This is a genomic window from Chryseobacterium antibioticum (assembly GCF_012927325.1).
In the GTDB taxonomy this organism is placed as follows: domain Bacteria; phylum Bacteroidota; class Bacteroidia; order Flavobacteriales; family Weeksellaceae; genus Chryseobacterium; species Chryseobacterium antibioticum.
In genome coordinates, this window is record NZ_JABBGI010000012.1 from 124,717 (window position 1) to 146,179 (window position 21,463).

At 38.4% G+C, this 21,463-nt stretch carries 17 protein-coding genes and 1 riboswitch; of the genes, 3 read left to right on the plus strand and 14 right to left on the minus strand.

All coding sequences use genetic code 11. From position 1 onward, the window contains the following. The first annotated feature begins 85 nt into the window (after positions 1 to 85). Entirely contained in the window at positions 86 to 1,240 is a 1,155-nt protein-coding gene (locus HHL23_RS11080) for a hypothetical protein (protein WP_169234867.1), read from the plus strand. 54 nt (positions 1,241 to 1,294) lie between these two features. On the opposite strand, the gene metF is transcribed toward HHL23_RS11080, so the two are convergent. From metF to HHL23_RS11115, 7 genes are all read right to left on the minus strand, one after another. Then, a complete protein-coding gene (gene metF, locus HHL23_RS11085; RefSeq protein WP_169234868.1) occupies positions 1,295 to 2,254 on the minus strand; it encodes a methylenetetrahydrofolate reductase [NAD(P)H] in 960 nt (319 codons plus the stop codon). A gap of 91 nt (positions 2,255 to 2,345) precedes the next feature. After that, complete coding sequence (gene metH, locus HHL23_RS11090) at positions 2,346 to 5,003, minus strand: methionine synthase (protein ID WP_169234869.1); 2,658 nt, start codon at positions 5,001 to 5,003, stop codon at positions 2,346 to 2,348. 140 nt (positions 5,004 to 5,143) lie between these two features. Beyond that, positions 5,144 to 6,172, minus strand: coding sequence for a homocysteine S-methyltransferase family protein (locus HHL23_RS11095; RefSeq protein ID WP_169234870.1), 1,029 nt, complete (start codon positions 6,170 to 6,172; stop codon positions 5,144 to 5,146). After that, positions 6,162 to 6,533, minus strand: a complete 372-nt coding sequence (locus HHL23_RS11100; RefSeq protein WP_169234871.1) for a four helix bundle protein — start codon at positions 6,531 to 6,533, stop codon at positions 6,162 to 6,164. The genes HHL23_RS11095 and HHL23_RS11100 overlap by 11 nt, the downstream gene beginning before the upstream one ends. Positions 6,534 to 6,562: 29 nt before the next feature. Continuing rightward, the gene (locus HHL23_RS11105; RefSeq protein ID WP_169234872.1) at positions 6,563 to 7,723 is read right to left on the minus strand and encodes an O-succinylhomoserine sulfhydrylase; all 1,161 of its coding nucleotides are present in this window, start codon (positions 7,721 to 7,723) and stop codon (positions 6,563 to 6,565) included. A gap of 123 nt (positions 7,724 to 7,846) precedes the next feature. Continuing rightward, positions 7,847 to 9,385: an ACT domain-containing protein gene (locus HHL23_RS11110; RefSeq protein WP_169234873.1), complete on the minus strand. Its 1,539-nt coding sequence runs from the start codon at positions 9,383 to 9,385 to the stop codon at positions 7,847 to 7,849. Further along, positions 9,382 to 10,383 (minus strand): alpha/beta fold hydrolase, encoded by a 1,002-nt coding sequence (locus tag HHL23_RS11115; RefSeq protein WP_169234874.1) that lies wholly within the window; start codon positions 10,381 to 10,383, stop codon positions 9,382 to 9,384. Before HHL23_RS11115 ends, HHL23_RS11110 begins: the two co-directional genes overlap by 4 nt. 61 nt (positions 10,384 to 10,444) lie before the next feature. Next, a riboswitch (SAM riboswitch) is annotated at positions 10,445 to 10,551 on the minus strand. Positions 10,552 to 10,738: 187 nt separating this feature from the next. Here HHL23_RS11115 and HHL23_RS11120 point away from each other — a divergent pair. Then, positions 10,739 to 13,354, plus strand: coding sequence for an MGH1-like glycoside hydrolase domain-containing protein (locus tag HHL23_RS11120; RefSeq protein ID WP_169234875.1), 2,616 nt, complete (start codon positions 10,739 to 10,741; stop codon positions 13,352 to 13,354). A gap of 51 nt (positions 13,355 to 13,405) precedes the next feature. Here the strand turns inward: HHL23_RS11120 and HHL23_RS11125 are convergent, their stop codons facing one another. The 7 genes from HHL23_RS11125 to HHL23_RS11155 form a co-directional block, all read right to left on the minus strand. After that, positions 13,406 to 13,825: an OsmC family protein gene (locus HHL23_RS11125; RefSeq protein ID WP_169234876.1), complete on the minus strand. Its 420-nt coding sequence runs from the start codon at positions 13,823 to 13,825 to the stop codon at positions 13,406 to 13,408. 75 nt (positions 13,826 to 13,900) lie between these two features. Continuing rightward, complete coding sequence (locus HHL23_RS11130; RefSeq protein WP_169234877.1) at positions 13,901 to 15,223, minus strand: DUF58 domain-containing protein; 1,323 nt, start codon at positions 15,221 to 15,223, stop codon at positions 13,901 to 13,903. Positions 15,224 to 15,322: 99 nt separating this feature from the next. After that, positions 15,323 to 16,354 carry an AAA family ATPase gene (locus HHL23_RS11135; RefSeq protein ID WP_185194871.1) on the minus strand — a complete coding sequence of 344 codons (1,032 nt, stop codon included), beginning with the start codon at positions 16,352 to 16,354 and terminating at the stop codon, positions 15,323 to 15,325. A 255-nt stretch (positions 16,355 to 16,609) separates the two neighbouring features. Continuing rightward, positions 16,610 to 17,767, minus strand: a complete 1,158-nt coding sequence (locus HHL23_RS11140) for a hypothetical protein (protein ID WP_169234878.1) — start codon at positions 17,765 to 17,767, stop codon at positions 16,610 to 16,612. A gap of 14 nt (positions 17,768 to 17,781) precedes the next feature. Further along, entirely contained in the window at positions 17,782 to 18,579 is a 798-nt protein-coding gene (locus HHL23_RS11145; RefSeq protein ID WP_169234879.1) for a DUF4129 domain-containing protein, read from the minus strand. Next, the gene (locus tag HHL23_RS11150; protein ID WP_169234880.1) at positions 18,572 to 19,534 is read right to left on the minus strand and encodes a DUF4013 domain-containing protein; all 963 of its coding nucleotides are present in this window, start codon (positions 19,532 to 19,534) and stop codon (positions 18,572 to 18,574) included. The genes HHL23_RS11145 and HHL23_RS11150 overlap by 8 nt, the downstream gene beginning before the upstream one ends. After that, positions 19,518 to 20,501: a stage II sporulation protein M gene (locus tag HHL23_RS11155; protein ID WP_169234881.1), complete on the minus strand. Its 984-nt coding sequence runs from the start codon at positions 20,499 to 20,501 to the stop codon at positions 19,518 to 19,520. Before HHL23_RS11155 ends, HHL23_RS11150 begins: the two co-directional genes overlap by 17 nt. 27 nt (positions 20,502 to 20,528) lie before the next feature. Between HHL23_RS11155 and HHL23_RS11160 the strand changes: the two genes are divergently transcribed. Next, positions 20,529 to 21,278 (plus strand): RDD family protein, encoded by a 750-nt coding sequence (locus HHL23_RS11160; protein WP_169234882.1) that lies wholly within the window; start codon positions 20,529 to 20,531, stop codon positions 21,276 to 21,278. Positions 21,279 to 21,463 lie beyond the last annotated feature (185 nt).

The following is a 21,463-nucleotide window of genomic DNA, read 5'->3' on the forward strand; positions in this document are numbered from 1 at the left end:
ATTTAATTTGCAACAAAAATACGGATAAAATCTGTTCATCGATTTCAATTTGGACGAAAAACATTATCCATTCTCAACTTAGCCTATGATTATTGTCGAAGAAGTACAGACCGAAAACCAGAAAAAGAAATTTTTAGAATTTCCCGCCCAGCTTTACCAGCACGACAAAAACTATATAAGACCCCGAAATCAGGACATCGAAGAGATCTTTGATCCTGAAAAAAATAAATCTTTCCAGGAAGGAGAATGTGCAAGGTTCTTATTTAAAAATAAACAGAATGAGACGGTAGGAAAAGTGGCCGTTTTCATCTCTCCTCTTTATGAGCAGAAACAGCCGACAGGAGGCATTGGATTTTTCGACTGTATCCATGATCAGACAACAGCCGATTTTATTTTTGACCATTGCAAAACGTGGCTTCAGAAAAGAGGGATGGAAGCAATGGACGGCCCGATCAATTTCGGGGAACGGGATAAATTCTGGGGACTTTTAACGGAAGGGTTCGCTGAACCTCTGTTTGGAATGAATTATAATTTTCCCTACTACAAAGAACTTTTTGAAAACTATGGCTTCAGGATGTATTTTGAGCAACTCTGTTTTTCACGACCTATTTTCGCTGATGTTTCCAGGATTTTTACACTGATGCATACCAAGCACAGCCGAAATCCCGCGATCTCCGCAAGGCCGATGAAAAAGAATGATCTACCGAAATTCGCAAAAGATTTTACAGAAATTTATAATCAGGCCTGGGCATGTCACGGAGAAGGTAAGCAACTGGAAGAAGCAAAGGTTCTGAAAATGTTCAAAACGATGAGACCCATCATCAATGAACATATTTCCTGGTTCGTGTATGAAAATGAAAAGCCTATTGCGATGTGGATGAATCTTCCGGATGTAAACCAGTGGTTCAAATATCTGAACGGCCGATTTGGAATTGTGGAAAAGCTAAAATTTTTGTGGATAAAACAATTCACCAAGAATGAAAAAATGGTAGGCCTTGTTTTCGGTGTGGTTCCGGAATGGCAAAAGAAAGGGATTGACGGCTACATGATCTGGGAAGGAACGCAGCATTTGAGAAAACATACGGATTTCAAAACAACGGAGCTTCAGTGGATTGGAGATTTTAATCCTAAAATGATAAAAATAGCAGAGAGTCTTGATACAACTGTTACTAGAAAACTGGCTACGTATCGGTATTTATTTGACCGCGATAAAGAATTTGAAAGACATCCTATCCTTTAAATAAAAAACCCTGCCGTTTATTCAACAGCAGGGCTCCTTTCATTAGACACTCTATTAGAATAGCTCTCCAGCTACTTTTTTTATATTGTCGCTTTTCCCCATGGAGTAAAAGTGCATCACAGGAACTCCAAAATCAAGCAGTTCCCTGCATTGGGTAATGGCCCATTCTATTCCTATCTGTTTTACAGCTTCATTATTCTTGGCTTTTTCCACTTCGTTGATCAGTTCTTCGGGAAGATCGATCTTGAATATCTGTGGTAGAATTTTTAAATGCTTTTTTGTGGCAATGGGTTTAATACCTGGAATGATAGGTACTGTAATTCCCATTTCTCTGGCTTTTGTCACAAATTCAATAAATCTTTTATTGTCAAAAAACATCTGGGTAACGATATAATCTGCTCCGGCATCTACTTTTTGTTTCAACCATTTCAGATCATAATTCATAGAAGGCGCTTCCATATGCTTTTCAGGATAACCTGCTACTCCGACACAAAATTTATTGAGCTCGTCACAGGCTAGCTCATCATTATGAAGGTATTTCCCTCTCCCTAAATCATTGATCTGATGAACAAGATCCATGGCACTGGTGTGACCTCCCGGTGTAGGTTCAAAGTACTGATGTCCTTTCATAGCATCGCCTCTCAAAGCCATGATGTTATCTATTCCGAGGTACATACAGTCTACCAACAGATATTCTGTTTCTTCTTTGGTGAAACCTCCGCAAAGAAGGTGTGGAACGGTATCTACATTATATTTATGCTGGATCGCGGCACAAATCCCTAAGGTTCCGGGACGCATTCTTGTGATACGGCGTTCCATGAGCCCGTTCCCTTTATCAAGATAAATATATTCTTCTCTGGACGTAGTGACATCAATAAAAGGAGGCTTAAACTCCATCAGCGGATCTATGTTGGTGTACAGATCTTCGATTCCAATTCCCTTCTGGGGTGGAACCACTTCCAGGGAGAATAAGGTTTTCCCGTTTGCGTTCTTAATGTGTTCAGTGATCTTCATTTTATAGTTTAGTTATTTTCTTTGTTGATGGTAGCTAGTTTATGAGTTATCGGTTAGTCATCAAATGGTGGTACCGCAACCCTTAACTTTTTTAAGCTAAATTTGGGGATAACCACCTTCTTGCTTCATCAATTGAGCAACCTCTTCTTTCTGCATAATCTTTAAGCTGATCTTCCGTAATTTTTCCGAGACCGAAATATTTCGCATGCGGGCTTCCGAAATAATATCCGGAAACGGCTGCCGTAGGAAACATCGCAAGGCTTTCGGTAAGGAAAACGCCTGTATTTTCTTCTACTTTTAAAAGATCCCAGATGGTTTTCTTTTCCAAATGGTCCGGGCAGGCAGGGTACCCTGGCGCAGGACGGACTCCTTTATATTTTTCTGCGATCAAATCTTCATTGCTCAGACTTTCCTGGTTGGCATAACCCCAATATTCTGTTCTTACTTTTTTATGCAAAAATTCAGCGTAGGCCTCTGCGAATCTGTCTGCAAGAGCTTTTACCATGATCGCATTATAATCGTCATTGGCTTTTTCATATTCATCCGAAAGTTCATCTGTTCCGAATCCGGTACAGACACAAAAAGCCCCAACATAATCAGTTTTCCCTGAACTCTGAGGTGCAATGAAGTCACTTAATGCCAGATATTCTTTCCCTTTGGAACGTTGTGCCTGCTGTCTTAAAGTCAGGAACCGGGCCTGTTCTTCATTATTTTCGTTAAATATTAAAATGTCATCCGTTTCATTGGAATTGGCTTTAAAAATCCCAAAGATGGCTTTTGCCTTCAGTAATTTTTCATCAAGAATTCTCTTTAAAATAACCTGTGCATCCTTAAACAATTCTTTAGCCTGAACTCCTACCACCTCATCTTCCAGAATATCCGGATATTTACCGTGAAGATCCCAGCTTCTGAAGAACGGAGACCAGTCGATAAAAGGAAGCAATTCGTTCAAATCCTGATCTTCCAGTACGGTTACACCTAAATTATTCGGCGTAAAGATCTCTTCATTTTCCCAGTCGATACTGAAATGACTTTTTCTTGCTTCTTCAATGGACACATAGTCTTTATCAACCTGTCTGTTTAAGAATTTTTCTCTGAAATCAGAATAATCACTTTTTAAATCATCCACATATTCTTTATTTCTGTCCCCCAATAAGGAACTCACAACATTTACCGCTCTAGACGCATCATTAACGTGAACTACAGCATTTTTATATTTTAAATCTATTTTCACAGCGGTATGTGCTTTTGAAGTAGTAGCACCACCGATCAATAAAGGAAAATTGAGATTTTGTCTTTCTAATTCTGAAGCGATGTATACCATTTCATCAAGACTTGGTGTAATCAGTCCGCTCAAACCGATCACATCAACCTTATGTTCTATGGCAGCCTGAATAATTTTTTCTGCTGGAACCATTACTCCAAGATCAACGATTTCATAATTATTACAACCCAAAACAACACTCACAATATTTTTTCCGATATCGTGAACATCACCTTTTACGGTAGCCATCAGAATTTTTCCATTGGCGGGTCTTGATCCGTCTTTTTCATCTTCAATGAAGGGTTGAAGGTAAGCCACTGCTTTTTTCATGACCCTCGCAGATTTTACCACTTGTGGAAGGAACATTTTTCCGCTTCCGAAAAGATCTCCTACAACACCCATTCCGGTCATCAGATTAATTTCAATGACATGAAGTGGCTTTGCAGCAACCTGTCTGGCTTCCTCTACATCTTCTTCTATAAAACGGTCGATTCCTTTTACTAAAGAATGTGTAATTCTCTCCTGTAGGGGCCTGGTTCGCCATTCAAGTTCTTCGACTATTTCTTTTTTAACAGATTTATTCTTTTCAGAATAATCTAAAAGTCTTTCTGTAGCATCTTCTCTCTTGTCAAGGATCACATCTTCTACAAGGCCCAGAAGTTCTTTGTTGATCTCGTCATACACCTCCAACATGGAAGGGTTTACGATTCCGATATTCATCCCGGCCTGAATGGCATGGTAAAGAAATACAGAATGCATCGCTTCTCTTACGGTATCATTTCCACGGAATGAGAAGGAAACATTGCTTACTCCTCCACTCACCGATGCGTAAGGAAGGTTTTGTCTTACCCATCTTGTCGCTTCAATGAAATCAATGGCATTTCTTCTGTGCTCATCCATTCCTGTCGCCACAGGGAAGATATTTAAGTCGAAAATGATATCTTCTGCAGGAAAACCAATTTGATTAACCAAAATATCATAGGATCGTTTGGAAATCTCTAGTCTTCTATCAAAATTGTCTGCCTGGCCTGCTTCATCAAAGGCCATTACGATCACTGCAGCACCGTATCTTTTGACGGCTTTTGCCTGTTTGATAAATTCTTCTTCCCCTCCTTTTAAGCTAATGGAGTTCACCACACATTTCCCCTGTGCGACCTGAAGTCCAGCTTCCAGGATCTCCCATTTGGAAGAGTCTATCATGACCGGAATTCTTGCGATATCCGGCTCTGAAGCTATTAAATTCAGGAATTTGATCATCGATGCTTTTCCATCGATCAATCCGTCATCAAAATTGACATCAAGGATCTGGGCACCTCCATCTACCTGATTCCGGGCAATATCGAGTGCTTCAGAGAATTTCTCCTCTTTTATCAGTCTTAAAAACTTTTTGGAACCGGCAACATTAGTCCTTTCACCAACATTGATGAAATTACTTTCCGGTGTTATGATAAGAGGCTCAAGGCCTGATAATCTTAAATATTTCATTAATTTTTTATTCTGCTAAATTATAATAGGCACTGTCCGCATTCGGTCTCGGCAGATCTATAGCTCTGCTTAAAGTTGTCAACAACGGAAACGTTTTATAAGCCAGCTTCTATTTGTTGTTTTAATTAAAAACTACCTGATCACACAAATTCTTTTGCTTTTCTTGGCGGATATTGCGCCACCAAATCCGAAATTGCTTTGATATGATCGGGAGTTGTACCACAGCATCCGCCAATAATATTGATCAATTTTTTCTCAACATATTCCTTGATCTGTCTTGCCATATCTTCCGGCGTCTCGTCATATTTCCCGAAAGCATTGGGAAGTCCGGCATTTGGATAAGCAGACACATAGAATTCTGAGTTATGGGCCAAAGTTTCCAGATATGGCGTGAGCTGATCTGCCCCTAAAGCACAGTTAAATCCTACGCTTAATAAGTTCAGGTGGGAAATTGAGATCAGGAACGCTTCGGCAGTTTGCCCGCTTAATGTTCTTCCAGAAGCATCTGTAATCGTCCCGGAAACCATGATTGGAATTTCTATATTTCTTTCTTCCTGAAGTTCATCAATGGCAAACAATGCTGCTTTAGCATTCAGGGTATCGAAAATGGTTTCTACCAAAAGGATATCTGAACCTCCATCCAGCAAAGCTTCACATTGCTGTTTGTATGCTACTCTTAATTCTTCAAAAGTGATGGCTCTGTAGCCGGGATCGTTAACATCCGGACTTAAACTCGCCGTTCTGTTGGTAGGTCCTATGGAGCCAGCCACAAACCTTGGCTTATCAGGATTTTGAGCGGTAAATTCATCACAAACTTTTCTGGCAATTTTCGCTGATTCATAGTTCAGTTCATATACCAATTCTTCCATGTGGTAGTCTGCCATCGCAATGGTAGTTCCCGAGAATGTGTTGGTTTCTATGATATCTGCTCCGGCCTCAAGGTACTTTCTATGAACTTCTTCGATGGCCTGAGGCTGGGTCAGCGAAAGCAGGTCATTATTACCCTTCACAGAATGTTCCCAGTCTTTGAAACGTTCTCCACGATAGTCTTCTTCCTCGAATTTATAACGCTGAAGCATGGTTCCCATAGCGCCATCCAGAACGAGAATTCTCTTTTCAAGTTGAGCATTAAGAGATAAAAGTTGAGCGTCTTGTCTACTATTTTTCATGTTCTATTTTCTTATAATAATTGGTAAATCCGCTGATTAGCTTTTTACATAAAAGGATTTTTGAGGTTACCTTCTCAAAATCCTTCTTAGAGATATAGTTCTGGTCTAAGGAACCATAAAGCTGAGTTTCCAATTCATACAAAGATCCTCCTGCAATATGCAGAAACTGCAATGTATCTTCTGAGGTCTGGCTTTTGCATCCTTCAGCAATATTTGATGGCACTGAAGTAACGGCTCTTCTGATATGGCCGGTCAAATCAGACCATTCTTTCTTGGGATTCTTTTGGATGAAACTGTCTAACAGAACCACCAATTTTCTCCCTTCATTCCAAACCTCAAGTTGTGTATAATCTCTGCTCATAGGTATAAACTTTAACTATTAATTCTCAATTAATCTAAAGCCTGCTTCAGATCAGCAATGATATCATCTATATGTTCCAAACCTACTGAACAGCGTACAAGCCCTGCCGTAATTCCTACTTCGTTTCTTTCTTCCTCAGTCAGTTTTGAATGGGTCGTTGATGCAGGATGTGTTACGATAGTTCTTGTATCTCCCAAATTGGCAGAAAGTGAACACATTTTTATTTTATCCAGGAAATTTCTTCCGCCCTCTATTCCACCTTTGATTTCGAATGCAACAATGTTACCTCCCAATTTCATTTGCTTTTTTGCTACTTCATAGCTCGGATGGGATTTTAAGAACGGATATTTAGTCAGCTCTACATTTGGGTGACTTTCTAAAAACTCTGCAACCTTCAATGCATTCTCACAATGCTTTTCTACACGGATAGCCAATGTCTCCAGACTTTTCGACAATACCCATGCGTTGAAAGGTGACATAGCAGGTCCCGTATTTCTTGCAAAAAGATAGATTTCTCTGATCAGATCTGCTTTTCCTACGGCTACGCCTCCTAATACCCTGCCCTGTCCGTCAATAAGTTTCGTGGCAGAATGTACAACAACATCTGCACCATATTTAATAGGTTGCTGTAAGTAAGGTGTTGCAAAACAGTTGTCTACAACAAATATCAGATTGTGTTTTTTCGCAATTTTTCCAAAAAATTCAAGATCCAGAATTTCAATAGCCGGATTGGTCGGCGTTTCAAGGTATAAGATTTTGGTATTAGGTTTAATGTATTGTTCAACGTTTTCCGCATCTTCGGCTTTGAAATAAGTCGTTTCAATATTCCATTTCGGGAAATACTTCGTAAACAAAGTATGGGTAGATCCGAAAACTGACTGGCAGCTTACGATATGGTCGCCCGCATCCAGTAAAGTTGCAAATGTGGAATAAATAGCCGCCATTCCGGTTGCAAATGCATATCCTGCTTCGGCACCTTCCATTTTAGCGATCTTATCTGTGAATTCAGTCACATTCGGATTTGAAAAACGGCTGTACAGGTTTTTAGATTTTTCTTCAGCAAAGCTCGCTCTCATATCTTCTGCATCCTGAAAAATAAAACTGGATGTAAGATATAGCGGTGTAGAATGTTCGTCAAACTGGGTTCTTTCAGTTTGAGTTCTTATTGCGGAGGTTTCAAAATTTTCCATAATATATTTTAATTTACCAATATAACAGTGTATCAATGGAACAATGAAATTTTTCGTTTCGTTCAGATGTAATAGTCATTGGTAAATTGTTAGATTGTTAGATTGTTAGATTGTTACACTAATTTACTTTGTTTCACTTACTCTTAAAATATCACCGAAAACTCCTCTTGCCGTTACCTGAGCTCCGGCACCGGCTCCCATGATTACAATTGGGTTTTCTCCATAGCTTTCTGTATAAATCTCAAAGATAGAATCTGACCCTTTAAGCTGTCCTAAAGCAGAACTTCCCGGTACAGAAATCAATTTCACATCAAGCTGACCTTTATCTTTCTGAAGGTCTCCGTGAAGGTCTCCTACATAACGAAGAACGTGTCCAGGCTCTTGTCCTTCTTTGATTTTCTGGTATTCTTCATCCAGCTCATCAAGCCTTGAGATAAATTCATTTTTATCTACTGATAAAAGATTTTCCGGAATTAAATTTTGGATGTCGATATCCTGGAATTCATTGATCAGATCTAATTCTCTGGCCAGAATCAACAGTTTTCTTGCCACATCATTTCCTGAAAGGTCTTCACGAGGATCAGGTTCTGTATATCCTTTTTCCATTGCTTCTCCGATGATGGTTGAAAACTTATCGTTTCTCACAGAGAAATTATTAAAGATATAGCTCAATGAACCGGAGAATACACCTTTGATCCTTGTGATATTTTCTCCTGAAAGATGTAATAATTTTATGGTATCAATTAATGGAAGCCCCGCCCCGACATTGGTTTCATACAGATACCGTCTGTTGTTTTTACTCAACGTATATCTTAGTTTACGGTATTCCTCGATGGGAAGTGTATTGAAAATTTTGTTGGAAGAAACCAGGTCAAACCCATTTTCAGCCAGGGCGTGATAGTTTTTCACAAAATCTTTGCTCGCTGTATTATCTACGACGATCAGGTTTTCCAGCTGATTTTCTTTGGAGAAGTTGATCAGTTCTTCAACGTTTGATGGATGTTGTGCTGTTAAAATCTCATCATTCCAATCTGCATTAAAGCCTTTTTTATTGAAAGCAATTTTTCTGGAATTGGCTACTGCAACCACTTTAAGATCGATTTTTTTACGTCTTCTGATTTCTTCAGAAGATTGTAACACCTGTTCTATTAAAGTTTTTCCCACGTTTCCATGACCGATAATCGCCAAATGAACGGTTTTTGGCTTTTTGAAAATTTCGGATTCAATAACATTCTTAGTTTTCTCATCTTGAGACGAGGTCACTACGATATTGACTCGGTTTTCACCTGCAACCTGATTTAAAAGAAGAGGGAAAACATTATTTCTCGCCAGCTCTGCCAAAACTTTATTGAAATCTTCCGCTACAAATCCAAGTACGGAAACATTATTGATGCTATAGATCTGTGAAACTTTTCCTGATTTTCTTTCTTCTTCAAATTCATCAATCAGACAGGTTACTGCTTTTTCGGCATCAGCCTCATTAACCAGAATAGAAAGCCCATTTTCAATGGCCTGCTGGGAGATCACCCCTACACTGATTCGCGCTAAGGTAAGCGCCTTAAAAATTCTCCCGTCGATCCCGATTTCACCCAGGAAATCTTCTCCTTCAAATTTGATGATTGATCTGTTTTTTAAAAACTTGATTTCGTTCGCATTTCTCATCTGTTCCTAATTTTTTGTTTGTCATTGTCAGATAAAATTTCGCTTTCGCGCCATTCCATTCTAAAAATATTATGTATGATATTATTTAATTGTTCGTATTCCATTAAGAAGGCATCATGCCCGTGAATTGACTGTATTTCATGATAGAAAACATCTTTCTTTTTCTCTTTCAGGTGCTCAAAGCACATTCGGATTTCCGAAGCTGGAAAGAATAAATCGGTATCTACAGCGATCAGGTGCATTCGTGCTCCTATTTTTTCCAATTGATCTTCGTCCGTATTGATATTCATCAGCAGGTGATTCATCAGCTTATATGAACTCAAACTAAATCTTTCGTTTAATGAATTCCCGTGATAAACGAGCCAATCTTCTGACTCTAACCGCTGATTTTCATGATGATATCTGTTTTTAAACCTGTTGTTTAAGGACTGTGGAGTCCTGTAACACAGCATAGCGTGAATTCTTGCCTTCTGCAAAGGTTCATCGTTTCCGTTCAGCAGAAATTTCTGAACCAGACACTGTGCGTGAAGCCAGTCATGAGTTTTAAGATCGCAGGCGATAGGTATAAATATCTCCGCAAGTTGAGGCTGCTTGGCAAGCATTTCCCATGCAATTCCTCCTCCGAGAGAACCTCCAATAATGGCATATAAGTTTTTGATATGTAAAGCTTCAAGACCTTTCAAAAATATTTCTGCAATATCTGAAGGGGTGAAGTCTTCGTATTCGTCAATTAAAAAATGATCATATCCGTTTCCGGGAATATTGAAACAGAGAACTGTGTATGTATTCGTATCGATCGTCTGATTTTCACCGATCAATTGTTTCCACCATCCTTTTTCTCCGGAAACATTCGAATTTCCGGTCAACGCATGATTGACCAATATAATGGGTGCTGTAAACAGGTCTTTCCCGAAGATTTGATAGGTCAACGGGATATGGTATTCCTTTTGGGAATAAGTCTGATACGAAAGATTTATATAGTTTAGTTCTGTTTTCAATTCTATTATTATTTTAATACAATTGAAAATGCCACAGGAAATGGCTGAAAAGAACTTCAGTAAGTTATCTGTCCAAAATAAATTGGTAGAACGTAGCACCTTCTTTGCTTGCACAAAGGGTTGCTAAGGTTTCATAGGGTCTAATCCCTCAACCTTTCTTGATAACATTTTCAATATTTGAATGAACGCTCTGCAAAGATATGTCTTTCTTTCTAATTTTTCAAGAAAAAATATTTAATATTAAAAAAGCCTTTAATGATAAGTGTTTCAAGGCTATGTTAAGAATTCTTCAGATGAAAGGAATTGGAATTATTTTTCAAAAAAACTACCTTCGTATTGAAAAAAGTGATGAAATATGATTGTTGAGAAAGAAAGATTACAAGATTCCAAATGGAAAAACTGGGGTCCATACGTAAGCAACCGGCAATGGGGAAATGTACGTGAAGACTATAGCCCGAACGGAAATGCATGGCATTACGCCAACCATAATAATGCAGAAAGCTATGCCTACAGATGGGGAGAAGAAGGCATAGCCGGTATTTCCGATGTGAAGCAGATCTTCTGTTTTGCTTTTTCATTCTGGAACAAAAAAGATAAAATCGTAAAAGAACGTTTCTTCGGTCTGAGCAATCCTCAGGGTAACCACGGAGAGGATATCAAGGAGATTTTTTATTACCTGGACAATACACCCACCCATAGTTATATGAAAATGGTGTATAAATATCCAATCAATGCATTCCCCTATGACGATCTTGTTGCTGAAAACGGAAGACGCAGCAAACAGGAACCTGAATACGAGATTTTTGATACAGGAATTTTTGACAATGATGACTATTTCGATATTTTCATTGAATACTGTAAAGCCGATCACAATGATATTCTGGCCAGAGTAACGGTTCACAACAGAAGTAAGCAGGATGCTCCGATCGTTATAGCTCCTACTGCATGGTTCAGAAATAACTGGAAATGGGGCTACAACACCTATAAAGGACAGATGAATGCTTCTTACGACGGATGCATCGATATTAACCATGACAGCATTTCAATCAAAAAGCTCTATTCGAGAAACCTGGCTGCGAAAAGTGCTTTCTGTGAAAATGAGACCAATGCCCCTAAGTTATATGGAGCCACCTATACCGGGAATACTTATTTTAAGGATGGAATTAATGATCATATCGTTTACGGAAGTAATACGGTAAATGCTGAAAAAAGAGGGAGCAAAGCTTCTTTTATAATTGATGAAATCATTGAAGCAGGACAATCTAAGACTTTTGATTTCAGATTATGTCCCAATGAAACGGATGAACCGTTTAATCAATTTGACGAGGTCTTTACTACAAGAATTGCCGAAACCAACGAATTTTATCAGGAGGTTCAAAGTGAAACGACAAACGAGGATGAAACAAATGTCCAGCGGCAGGCTTTTGCAGGACTGCTTTGGAATAAACAATTCTATCATTATAATGTCGGGAAATGGCTGAAAGGCGATCCGAATCATAATGCGCCAAGAAATTTCAATGATTATGTAAGAAATACGGAATGGAATCATCTTCACAATAAGGATATTATCTCCATGCCCGACAAATGGGAGTATCCATGGTATGCAACCTGGGATCTGGCGTTTCACTGCGTTCCTTTTTCTATCATTGATGCTGAATTTGCCAAGGGACAACTTCTTCTTTTAACCAAGGAATGGTATATGCACCCGAATGGACAGCTTCCTGCTTATGAATGGAACCTGAGCGATGTGAATCCGCCGGTACATGCATGGTCCTGCTTCAGGGTTTTTAAAATTGATGAAAAGCAAAACGGTAAACCCGATCTTTTATTTCTTGAAAAGGTTTTCCAGAAACTTCTCCTGAATTTCACCTGGTGGGTCAACCGGAAGGATCAAAGTGGTAACAATATTTTTGGTGGCGGTTTCCTTGGACTGGATAATATCGGAGCTTTTGACCGTAATATGGAATTGAAAGACGGGCAACATCTTGAACAGGCGGACGGAACGAGCTGGATGGCCATGTACGCGCTTAATATGATGCGTATTGCCATGGAACTCGCCCAGTACTATCAGGTGTATGAGGATATGGCTATTAAGTTCTTCGAACATTATCTGTATATCGCGGAAGCAATGGAAAACTTAGGGGATGGCAAAGAAGGCTTATGGAATGAGGAAGACGGATTTTTCTATGATGTGCTGCAACTGGGTAACGGCGAAAGTGTTTCTTTAAAATTAAGAAGTATTGTGGGGTTGATCCCAATGTTTGCCGTAGAAATCATAGACCATAAACTATTGGATAAGATGCCTAATTTCCAGGCTAGAATGGAATGGGTATTAAAAAATAAACCTGAGCTTACGAAACTGGTTTCGCACTGGGATGAGGAAGGACAGGGCAGAAAGCACCTAATGAGCATCTTACGTAAGAACCGACTGACAAAGGTTTTGAGGAGAATGCTTGACGAGAATGAATTTTTAAGTTCTTACGGAATCCGGGCGATGTCAAAAGTTTACGAAGAAAATCCGTTTGTGTTTTCAGTTCACGGTACGGAAAATGTGGTATACTACACTCCTGCCGAAAGTGACAGCCGCATGTTTGGAGGAAACAGTAACTGGCGTGGACCGATCTGGTTCCCCATCAATTTCCTGATCGTGGAGAGTTTGCAACGTTTTCATTTTTACTACGGAAACAGCTTAAAAGTGGAATTTCCTACAGGAAGTGGAGAGAAGAAAAACCTGGATGAAGTGGCACAGAATATCAGCAAAAGACTTTGCTCATTATTCTTAAAGGATGAAGACGGACAGCGTCCTTTCAACGGCGGAAATGCCAAGTTCAATTATGATGAACATTTTAAGGATTACATTACGTTTTTTGAATATTTCCACGGGGATAATGGCCGCGGTGTAGGAGCTTCCCATCAAACCGGATGGACAGCAACGGTAGCCAAACTTATGAAACCTAGATTAACAGTATAAAATGCAGCTGCCGGCCCGAATGGGCCGGCAGCTTATCATTAATTAAAAATATTAAACTTTCTCTCCATTGACAAGAACTTCATATCCAATCTCTACGTTGGGTTCTAAAGTTTTTGATACGGAACAGTATTTTTCAAAAGACAACTGAGCTGCTTTCAATGCTTTTTTAGGATCAATATTTCCCTCCAGAAGAAATCTTACTTTAATGGATTTAAAAGGTTTTGCATCATCTACAGGAATTCTTTCTCCTTCTACTTCTGCCTGAAAACCTGTGATTTCCTGGCGCTGCTTTTTCAAGATAGCCACTACATCTATTCCACTGCATCCTGCAACGGCCATCAGAACACTTTCCATGGGAGAAACACCTTTAGCTCCAGGCTGCGAAGTGTTATCCAAAAGAATTGAATTCCCTTGAGAGTTGGTACATTCAAATAAAAAATCGTCGTTGAGTCTGTTTAGGGTTATTTTCATTTTCAAATTTTATTGTAAGATTTTTTGGCTCTGCTCAGAATGACAGAAGCCACTGGATTTATTATTAAAGCAAAATTATAAAATTCCTCTCGCTTTTATCTCAAGATATTTATTGATAACGTCAATATTTAAATTTTCAGGCAAAGTATATACCGTATAGATCCCATACTTTCTAAGTTCCTGAATGATGAGTTTCTTTTCAAATTCAAATTTTTCGGCAACAATTTCATCATAAATTTCCTGCATACTTTCAGGGTTTTTATGAATCAGGGTCTGCAGTTCTGAGTTTTTGAAAAATATAACAACGAGCAGGTGGTTTTTGGCAATACCACGAAGGTATTTCAGCTGTCTGTTTAATCCGTCCAGTGTTTCAAAATTGGTAAAAAGCAAAACAAGGCTTCGCTGGTTCAGGGAATATTTTACATCCTGGTATAAGCGGTTAAAATCACTTTCAAAAAAGTCTGTTTTAATATTATAAAGGGCTTCTGAGATCTTTTTCAGCTGTCCGGATTTATTTTCGGCGGCGATTTTATTCTCTGTCTTTTTGGAGAAGGTCATCATTCCCGAACGGTCACCCTTTTTCAGAATAATATGAGACAGAGCCATTGCTGCATTGATCGAATAATCTAGCAAGCTCAACCCGTTGAAAGGCATTTTCATCGTCCTTCCTTTATCAATCAGGATAAAAATACGTTGTGATTTTTCATCCTGAAACTGATTCACCATCAATCGGTTGGTTTTGGAAGTAGCCTTCCAGTTGATGGTTCTGATATCATCACCGGGAACATATTCTTTGATCTGCTCAAACTCCATGGTATGTCCCAGTTTTCTGATTTTTTTGATTCCCCCGAGCATGAATTCACTCTGCAGTGCCATCAATTCATATTTTCTAAGGTGAACGAAAGACGGATAGGCAGGCAACATCGCATCTTTCTGGAAATTGAATCTTCTGGATACCAATCCCAGAGGTGAAGAAGCATACACATTCAGGTTTCCAAAGCTGTATTCTCCTCTCTCTTTCGGCTCAAGGCTATATTGGAAATAAGTATTTCTACCCGACTCAATATCTTTTGTAATTAAAAAATCTCTCTTTTGGAACTGAAACGGAATTTCATCAATGATCTTCGTACGGATCTTAAAACTATACTTGTTTTTAATATCGATCTTCACAAAATTCTCGTCACCATTGGATAGTTTTTCCGGAAGTATTCTTTGGGCCAGGACTGCATTTTTTTGATTAAACAATAAGAGATAATCTACCATTGCAGCAAGAAAACAGATCAACAAAAGCAGGTGCGCCGCCCACATCAGAACAGGAAAGAAAAAAGCAAGGACATACACGATCCCCACTCCTATGAGCGAAAAGAAAAATCGTGTATTGATGTATAAGTTTTTCATTTTTTTAAGGGATTAGGGGATAGGATTCAGAGACTAGGGTTAAATTGTAATGAAACAAATATCTTCGCCCTCTAATCCATAAATCCTAATTCCTACAATCTATCTAGGAATCTCTATTCCCTCTAAGATCTGGCGTATAATTTCATCGGCGGTCAGGCCTTCCATTTCTCTTTCCGGAGAAACGATCACTCTATGTCTTAAAACAGCGTAGCTTGCTTCTTTAATATCTTCTGGCGTCACAAAATCTCTTCCTCTCATGGCCGCGAAAGCTTTGGAAGCGGTAAGAAGTGCCAATGACGCTCTAGGAGAAGCTCCCAGATATAAGAACTGGTTTTCTCTGGTATTGACTATAATTTTAGCGATGTATTCCATCAGCTGTGCCTCAACAATAATTTCTTTTACCAGATTCTGATAACTTTTTAGCTGTTCTGCACTAATAACACGGTTTACTCCTTCTGTTTTATCTTCCTTCCGACTTTCGTGCTGATTTTTAATGATCGCTATTTCCTGTTCAAGATTCGGGTACCCTACATTGATTTTGAAGAGAAAACGGTCCAGCTGCGCTTCAGGAAGTCTGTAAGTTCCTTCGTGCTCTATTGGGTTTTGGGTAGCTACTACCAGGAATGGCTCATCCATAATGTAGCGGATTCCATCCATTGTGATCTGCCTTTCTTCCATCACCTCAAACAACGCTGATTGAGTTTTCGCCGGGGATCTGTTGATCTCATCAATTAATATAAAACTGGAAAATATAGGGCCTTTTTTAAATTCAAATTCAGAGTTTTTCACACTGAAAACAGAGGTCCCCAGAATATCGGAAGGCATAAGGTCCGGTGTAAACTGAATCCTGCTGAAACCTACATCAATCGTTTTTGCCAAAAGTTTGGCTGTAATGGTTTTTGCTACTCCCGGCACCCCTTCAATCAGGACATGTCCGTTTGATAAGAGAGCGGCAATAAGATGCTCAACCATATTTTCCTGGCCGACAATCACTTTGGCTATTTCAGCTTTTACTTTGTCTAAACTGGCACGGAGCTCGATCATATCAATTCTCGACTGAAACTGATCTTCACTTTTATTTAGATTGATAGAACTTTGGGGCTCTAAATTTTGGTTTTCATGGTTTTCCATAATTTTCTATCTGTGGTTTTAGTTGATCGGATATCTATTCTATCGGACTTCATCCGATGTTTTGTTAAAACGTCCCGTTGGGACTCATGTTCTATAATCTAACAATGTACCAGTCTAGTAATTTACCAATAACCATTGTTACATTGTTACATTGTTACATTGTTACATTGTTACATTGTTACATTGTTACATTGTTACATTGTTACATTGTTACATTGTTACATTGTTACATTGTTACATTGTTACATTACTCAATTATTTCAATATCTCATCAAGAAGCTTATTCAATCTTGTGAGGTCTTCTTTCATTACGTTGGCGTATGGATCCTGTCCTTTCCTGATCAGGGCTATAGCTTCATTGATTGTTTCTATTGTTTTCCCTGTCTTTAACTGAAGTTTTTTAGCAAATTCTGCATCCAGATTCTGGGTATCGATCAGAAGATCCATTCTTACTTTGTTCAGGAAATATTGGGCCTTTTTAGCCATCATATCATGGAAATCCCCTTCCTGAAGATAAAGATTCCCGATGCTTTTCACAAAATCTACCGAGGTATTTCTCAGCGGCTCTACAACAGGGACTACGCGCTGTTTTCTTTTAGCATTAAAGAAAATAAACAGTATAAGCCCTCCTAAAAGCAACCACCAGGCATACTTTAATGCCGGATTAGAGAGGACAAACCTCATAAAGAAACGTGAAACTTTGGTGTCGTTTTCTACAAACCAGATCGTTTCTCTGTCCTGAAGATACGAAAAAACATCCTGGGCGTATTTTATACTGCCGGGTTTCAGGAGATAATAGTTGGTAAGGAAAAGAGGTTCACTGTGGGCATAGATCGTTCCCTTTCCAAAGCTAATCTTGATAAAATTAGCCTGATCTGAATTATTTTTCTCCACCGTTTTTCCCAGTACTTCTACCTTTGGTTTAATGTATGAAAATCCTCTGCCTGACGGAAATTTATCTAATTTAATAAAATCATTCTGATATTTTTTATCTGTCAGTTTTAATACGTTTTCCTCCTCAAAAGAAATATCCGAGCTATGATAGCCGATGCTGTCTGAAATATCTTTGGGAACATGGCTCATCAAAATCATGGCATCTGAACCGTTCAACACCTGATCCAGGATCTTTTTCCAGGATTCTTTATCAAGCTCCTTTTCAATAACGATGATATTATGTACTCCTTTTTTGTGCTGACTGTAATACTCGTAAGGGGTCTCTTCTATTTTTCTCAGGTTATTTTTAAACAGATCTTTCGCTTCATTATTAAAAACAAACAGACCGAAAGGAGATTTTTCATTGATATTAAAATTCTTACGCCAGTTGGTTGTTTCTTTTTTATTGACTTCAAGCAACGCCAAAATAACCATCACAACGATGAATATCACAGCATATATTTTGAAGGTTTTTTTCATGGTAAATGGTTTAATTACAGTCTGAATGACTGATACTGGTTTTTAAATTTCTGGTAACTCTGCTCGTCAATACTGAACTCTCCATACCAAACATAATCGAAAATATAAGAAAGTCTGGCAAATTCATCTTTCAGACGCATGTCTTTCAACTCTGCCGCATAATCTTTATTCGTTTTTTCGGGATTCCAATTGATCTGTTTTTTATCACTCAGTTTTTTCAGAATAAAAAGGAACTGGTAGCGGACCGCTGAACGGAAATCTCCTTCGCGTTCAAATTTCGCAATGCTTTCAGGAAAATTGATTTCATGGATGTTTTCATGAAGCTCTTCCGCATTGATGTTTATCTTTTTATTTTTCTTCCCAAAGAAGAGGTTTCCGTCTTTACCCATCAGGTATTTAATGATAAAATAAAGAAGAAATCCTACCAGAATAATGGCAAACAAGCGAATAAGGATAGTCGTGATTTTAGCTGAATTGGTAAAGACCGTTTCCCCAAAAACACTCTGAAGGATCTTGTCTATTCTCCTCATCAGTTTCTGGAAGAAAGATTCTTTCGGTTTGGAAACGGAATAATCAAATTCGTTTCCTTTGTATCTGGACTGGAGGTTTTCCTTGAACTTTTTCGGATAGATCGTATTTTCTGAAACCGGTTTCAGGATCAGTACAGAATCTGCACGGAGCATATTCCGGTAATGTCCGGTGCCCAGAGAGTCCATAATATAATCTTCTACTGTATCATCGCTATCGTTATCCTGTGCATGCACAGGACCAATGGAGAAAATAAGCAGCAGAAAGAAAAGGATTTTATTCATTAATACCGATAGTTTCTATTTCTTCAAGTTCAATTTTCTGGTGCAGATCTGTTCTGCTGTCGTAATACATCAGCCCTGCATTGATATACATCAGATTGGAAAGGAATAACGACACAAGCATTGAAATTCCATACAATACAAAGAAAACAATTCCTGCAGTTCCTGCGAAAGGATTTTCTTCAAAATTCCCATCCGGTGTAGAGGTAAGGAGCGATCCATACACAAACATCAGCGGAATAAATGTAAATACCGAAGTAACCACATACAAAATAACGAACATGATGATGGATGCTCCCCAGTATTTCCAGTATGGAGATTTTTCATTTCCGTTCGGGTAGGAAAACTGGGCTCTTATGGAATAACTTAAGCTTTCAAAAAAGCCTCTTTTTGTATTAAAATAATCGTACATCAGAAATGACGAAACATTGAAAGCCGTAGGATAAACGAGCAGTATCAGGAAAAATCCTATTATGATCAACAGCAGCACATAGGAAAATCCTACGATGATCATGGTTACCGGAAGGACAATAAACAGCATTCCTAAGCACATTTTAAAAATTCTTCCCGCATTTTTTTTAAAATCATCCAGGATCTCATCTGTTTTGATCTTCTGTGCTCCCCCAGCTATCCTTTTCATATAAAAAACAGGATACAGGTAGTTGACAATCGCCAGAAGGGCAAAAAGTAGAAAAACCAGCAGTCCGGCTACAATCAGCATTCCTGCATTATCTGCAAAATACCTTTCAAAATAGTAGCTTTCTCCGCTCATATTGGAGCCGACAAGCTGTCCGAAAACCTCTCTGAATCCAAAGATCACTACAGCAATTGTTAAAATTAACAGCAGCCCGTTGATCAGGATATAATTTTTGAAATAATTTTTCCCGTATAATTTGAAAAAATTAAAGCTGTCACTGATGAAAGCTCCAAATTCTCTTTTTTTATAAAACTGCATCATGGACTTGATTATTAGTTTTTTTATGAACCATCGATGGATAAACAAAATAGTAAAATCCTATAATGGCCAGTGAACTGAATATTATGACTAAGTTGATTGCCAGTGGCATTTTCAAAGCATGTCTTGTAACGTAGCCTTCAATAATTCCTGCACATATGGTAAAAGGAATGGTGCTCAGAAATATTTTAAAAGAATCTTTAAAGCCTGTTTTAAAAGAATTAAATCTTGAAAATGTTCTCGGAAACAGGATACTCGCTCCCAGAATAAGACCGCACATAGCTTCTACAACCATAGCAAAGATCTCAAAAACGCCGTGAAGCCAGATTCCTCTTGCACTGTCTTTCAAGGCTCCATAATCGTAGAAGAAATACTGGAAAGAACCGAGCATAACACTGTTGGAAAGCAGGGCAAATAAAGTTCCTACTCCTGCTGTGATTCCATAAATATATAATTTGGCTCCTACTCCGATATTATTGAAAATAATCCCTATCGTACTTCCCCAGGTAGAACCACTCTGATAAACGCCTACAGCATTTCCTTTTTTAATATTTTCTATAGTTTCGTTGACATAGTTTTCTCCCAGAATGATATTCGCAAAATCTTTATCATAAGCTCCGGACAGCACGCCTATTGAAGTAAACAGAATGAAAAAGAGAAAAGCATACATAAGATATCTCCTGTACTGATACACCAGCAGGGGAACTTCCGTTTTAAAGAAATAGATCAGTCTGTTCTCCTCTACTCTTTTCGTTTTGTAGATCTTCTGGAATATCTGTGAAGACAGATGATTCAGGTATACCGTAGTATTGCTTTTGGGATAATAGGTCTGTGCAAATGAAAGATCATTGATCAGGTTGATATACAACGAAGACAGGTCATCAGGATTTTTTTTTACTTTCCCTTCAATAACCTGTTCAATTCCCAACCATTTTTCTTTATTTTGTTTAATGAAATAAACTTCTCTCATAATTGTAAGGCTAAAATAATAAAAATTATGTCTCAAATTGCGATAAATACCTCACAAAATGTAAATATTAACTTTAATATTGCCAGTGTCGGGGAAAGAATGCTTGCCTTCATTATCGATCTTTTGATAAAGGTCGCTTATGTCCTCATTGTGTTCTATCTTTTCTTCAACGTTTTTGACCTTGGGTATTTATTGGCAGGGCTCGATCAATGGTCTGTTATGGCCGTTTATATTGTCCTTACATTCCCCGTTTACATTTACCCTGTTGTTCTGGAAAGCCTTATGGAGGGACAGACTCCCGGGAAAAAACTTATGAAGATCAGGGTCGTAAAAATTGACGGTTACCAGGCTAGTTTTGGTGATTATCTGATCCGATGGATGTTCAGACTGATCGACACTTCTGCAGCCGGAGTTATAGGCCTGATTTCTATGATTGTGTCTAAAAATAACCAGCGTCTGGGAGATATAGCTTCAGGTACGGCAGTAATTTCGTTAAAAAACAACATCAATATATCTCATACGATCTTAGAAAACATCAATGAAGATTATATTCCATCCTTTCCTCAGGTGATTGCTTTAAGTGATAATGATATGAGGATCATTAAAGATAATTATACCAAAGCCCTGAGAGTGGATGACAGACAGATCATCAGCAAACTTTCCGATAAGATAAAAAGTATTTTAAAACTGGATATAGATTCCAAAAAAATGACGGAGAGACAATTTATCAATGTGGTGATTAAAGACTACAACTACTATACGGGGAAGGACAGCTGATCAGAACTCATCAATGATAAATGATAAATGATGATTGATAAATGATCACAGCAATGGTCAATTTTGCTTCGCAAGTGAATGGTCAATTGATTGCCGTACCTAACAATCTTCAAATTTATTTGATTTAAAAATTGACGGCGAAGCAGATTCACCATTCACCATTCACTATTACTCTCTAATAATTA

What these genes read in the sequence shown, in the direction of transcription:
- HHL23_RS11110 (WP_169234873.1), bottom strand. Translation starts at nt 9,385, where the DNA reads ATGAGAAATGCGAACGAAATCAAGTTTTTAAAAAACAGATCAATCATC.
- HHL23_RS11135 (WP_185194871.1), bottom strand. Translation starts at nt 16,354, where the DNA reads ATGGAAAACCATGAAAACCAAAATTTAGAGCCCCAAAGTTCTATCAAT.
- HHL23_RS11145 (WP_169234879.1), bottom strand. Translation starts at nt 18,579, where the DNA reads ATGAATAAAATCCTTTTCTTTCTGCTGCTTATTTTCTCCATTGGTCCT.
- HHL23_RS11160 (WP_169234882.1), top strand. Translation starts at nt 20,529, where the DNA reads ATGTCTCAAATTGCGATAAATACCTCACAAAATGTAAATATTAACTTT.
- HHL23_RS11105 (WP_169234872.1), bottom strand. Translation starts at nt 7,723, where the DNA reads ATGGAAAATTTTGAAACCTCCGCAATAAGAACTCAAACTGAAAGAACC.
- metH (WP_169234869.1), bottom strand. Translation starts at nt 5,003, where the DNA reads ATGAAATATTTAAGATTATCAGGCCTTGAGCCTCTTATCATAACACCG.
- HHL23_RS11080 (WP_169234867.1), top strand. Translation starts at nt 86, where the DNA reads ATGATTATTGTCGAAGAAGTACAGACCGAAAACCAGAAAAAGAAATTT.
- HHL23_RS11155 (WP_169234881.1), bottom strand. Translation starts at nt 20,501, where the DNA reads ATGAGAGAAGTTTATTTCATTAAACAAAATAAAGAAAAATGGTTGGGA.
- HHL23_RS11130 (WP_169234877.1), bottom strand. Translation starts at nt 15,223, where the DNA reads ATGAAAAACTTATACATCAATACACGATTTTTCTTTTCGCTCATAGGA.
- HHL23_RS11120 (WP_169234875.1), top strand. Translation starts at nt 10,739, where the DNA reads ATGATTGTTGAGAAAGAAAGATTACAAGATTCCAAATGGAAAAACTGG.
- HHL23_RS11125 (WP_169234876.1), bottom strand. Translation starts at nt 13,825, where the DNA reads ATGAAAATAACCCTAAACAGACTCAACGACGATTTTTTATTTGAATGT.
- HHL23_RS11095 (WP_169234870.1), bottom strand. Translation starts at nt 6,172, where the DNA reads ATGAAAAATAGTAGACAAGACGCTCAACTTTTATCTCTTAATGCTCAA.
- HHL23_RS11140 (WP_169234878.1), bottom strand. Translation starts at nt 17,767, where the DNA reads ATGAAAAAAACCTTCAAAATATATGCTGTGATATTCATCGTTGTGATG.
- metF (WP_169234868.1), bottom strand. Translation starts at nt 2,254, where the DNA reads ATGAAGATCACTGAACACATTAAGAACGCAAACGGGAAAACCTTATTC.
- HHL23_RS11150 (WP_169234880.1), bottom strand. Translation starts at nt 19,534, where the DNA reads ATGATGCAGTTTTATAAAAAAAGAGAATTTGGAGCTTTCATCAGTGAC.
- HHL23_RS11100 (WP_169234871.1), bottom strand. Translation starts at nt 6,533, where the DNA reads ATGAGCAGAGATTATACACAACTTGAGGTTTGGAATGAAGGGAGAAAA.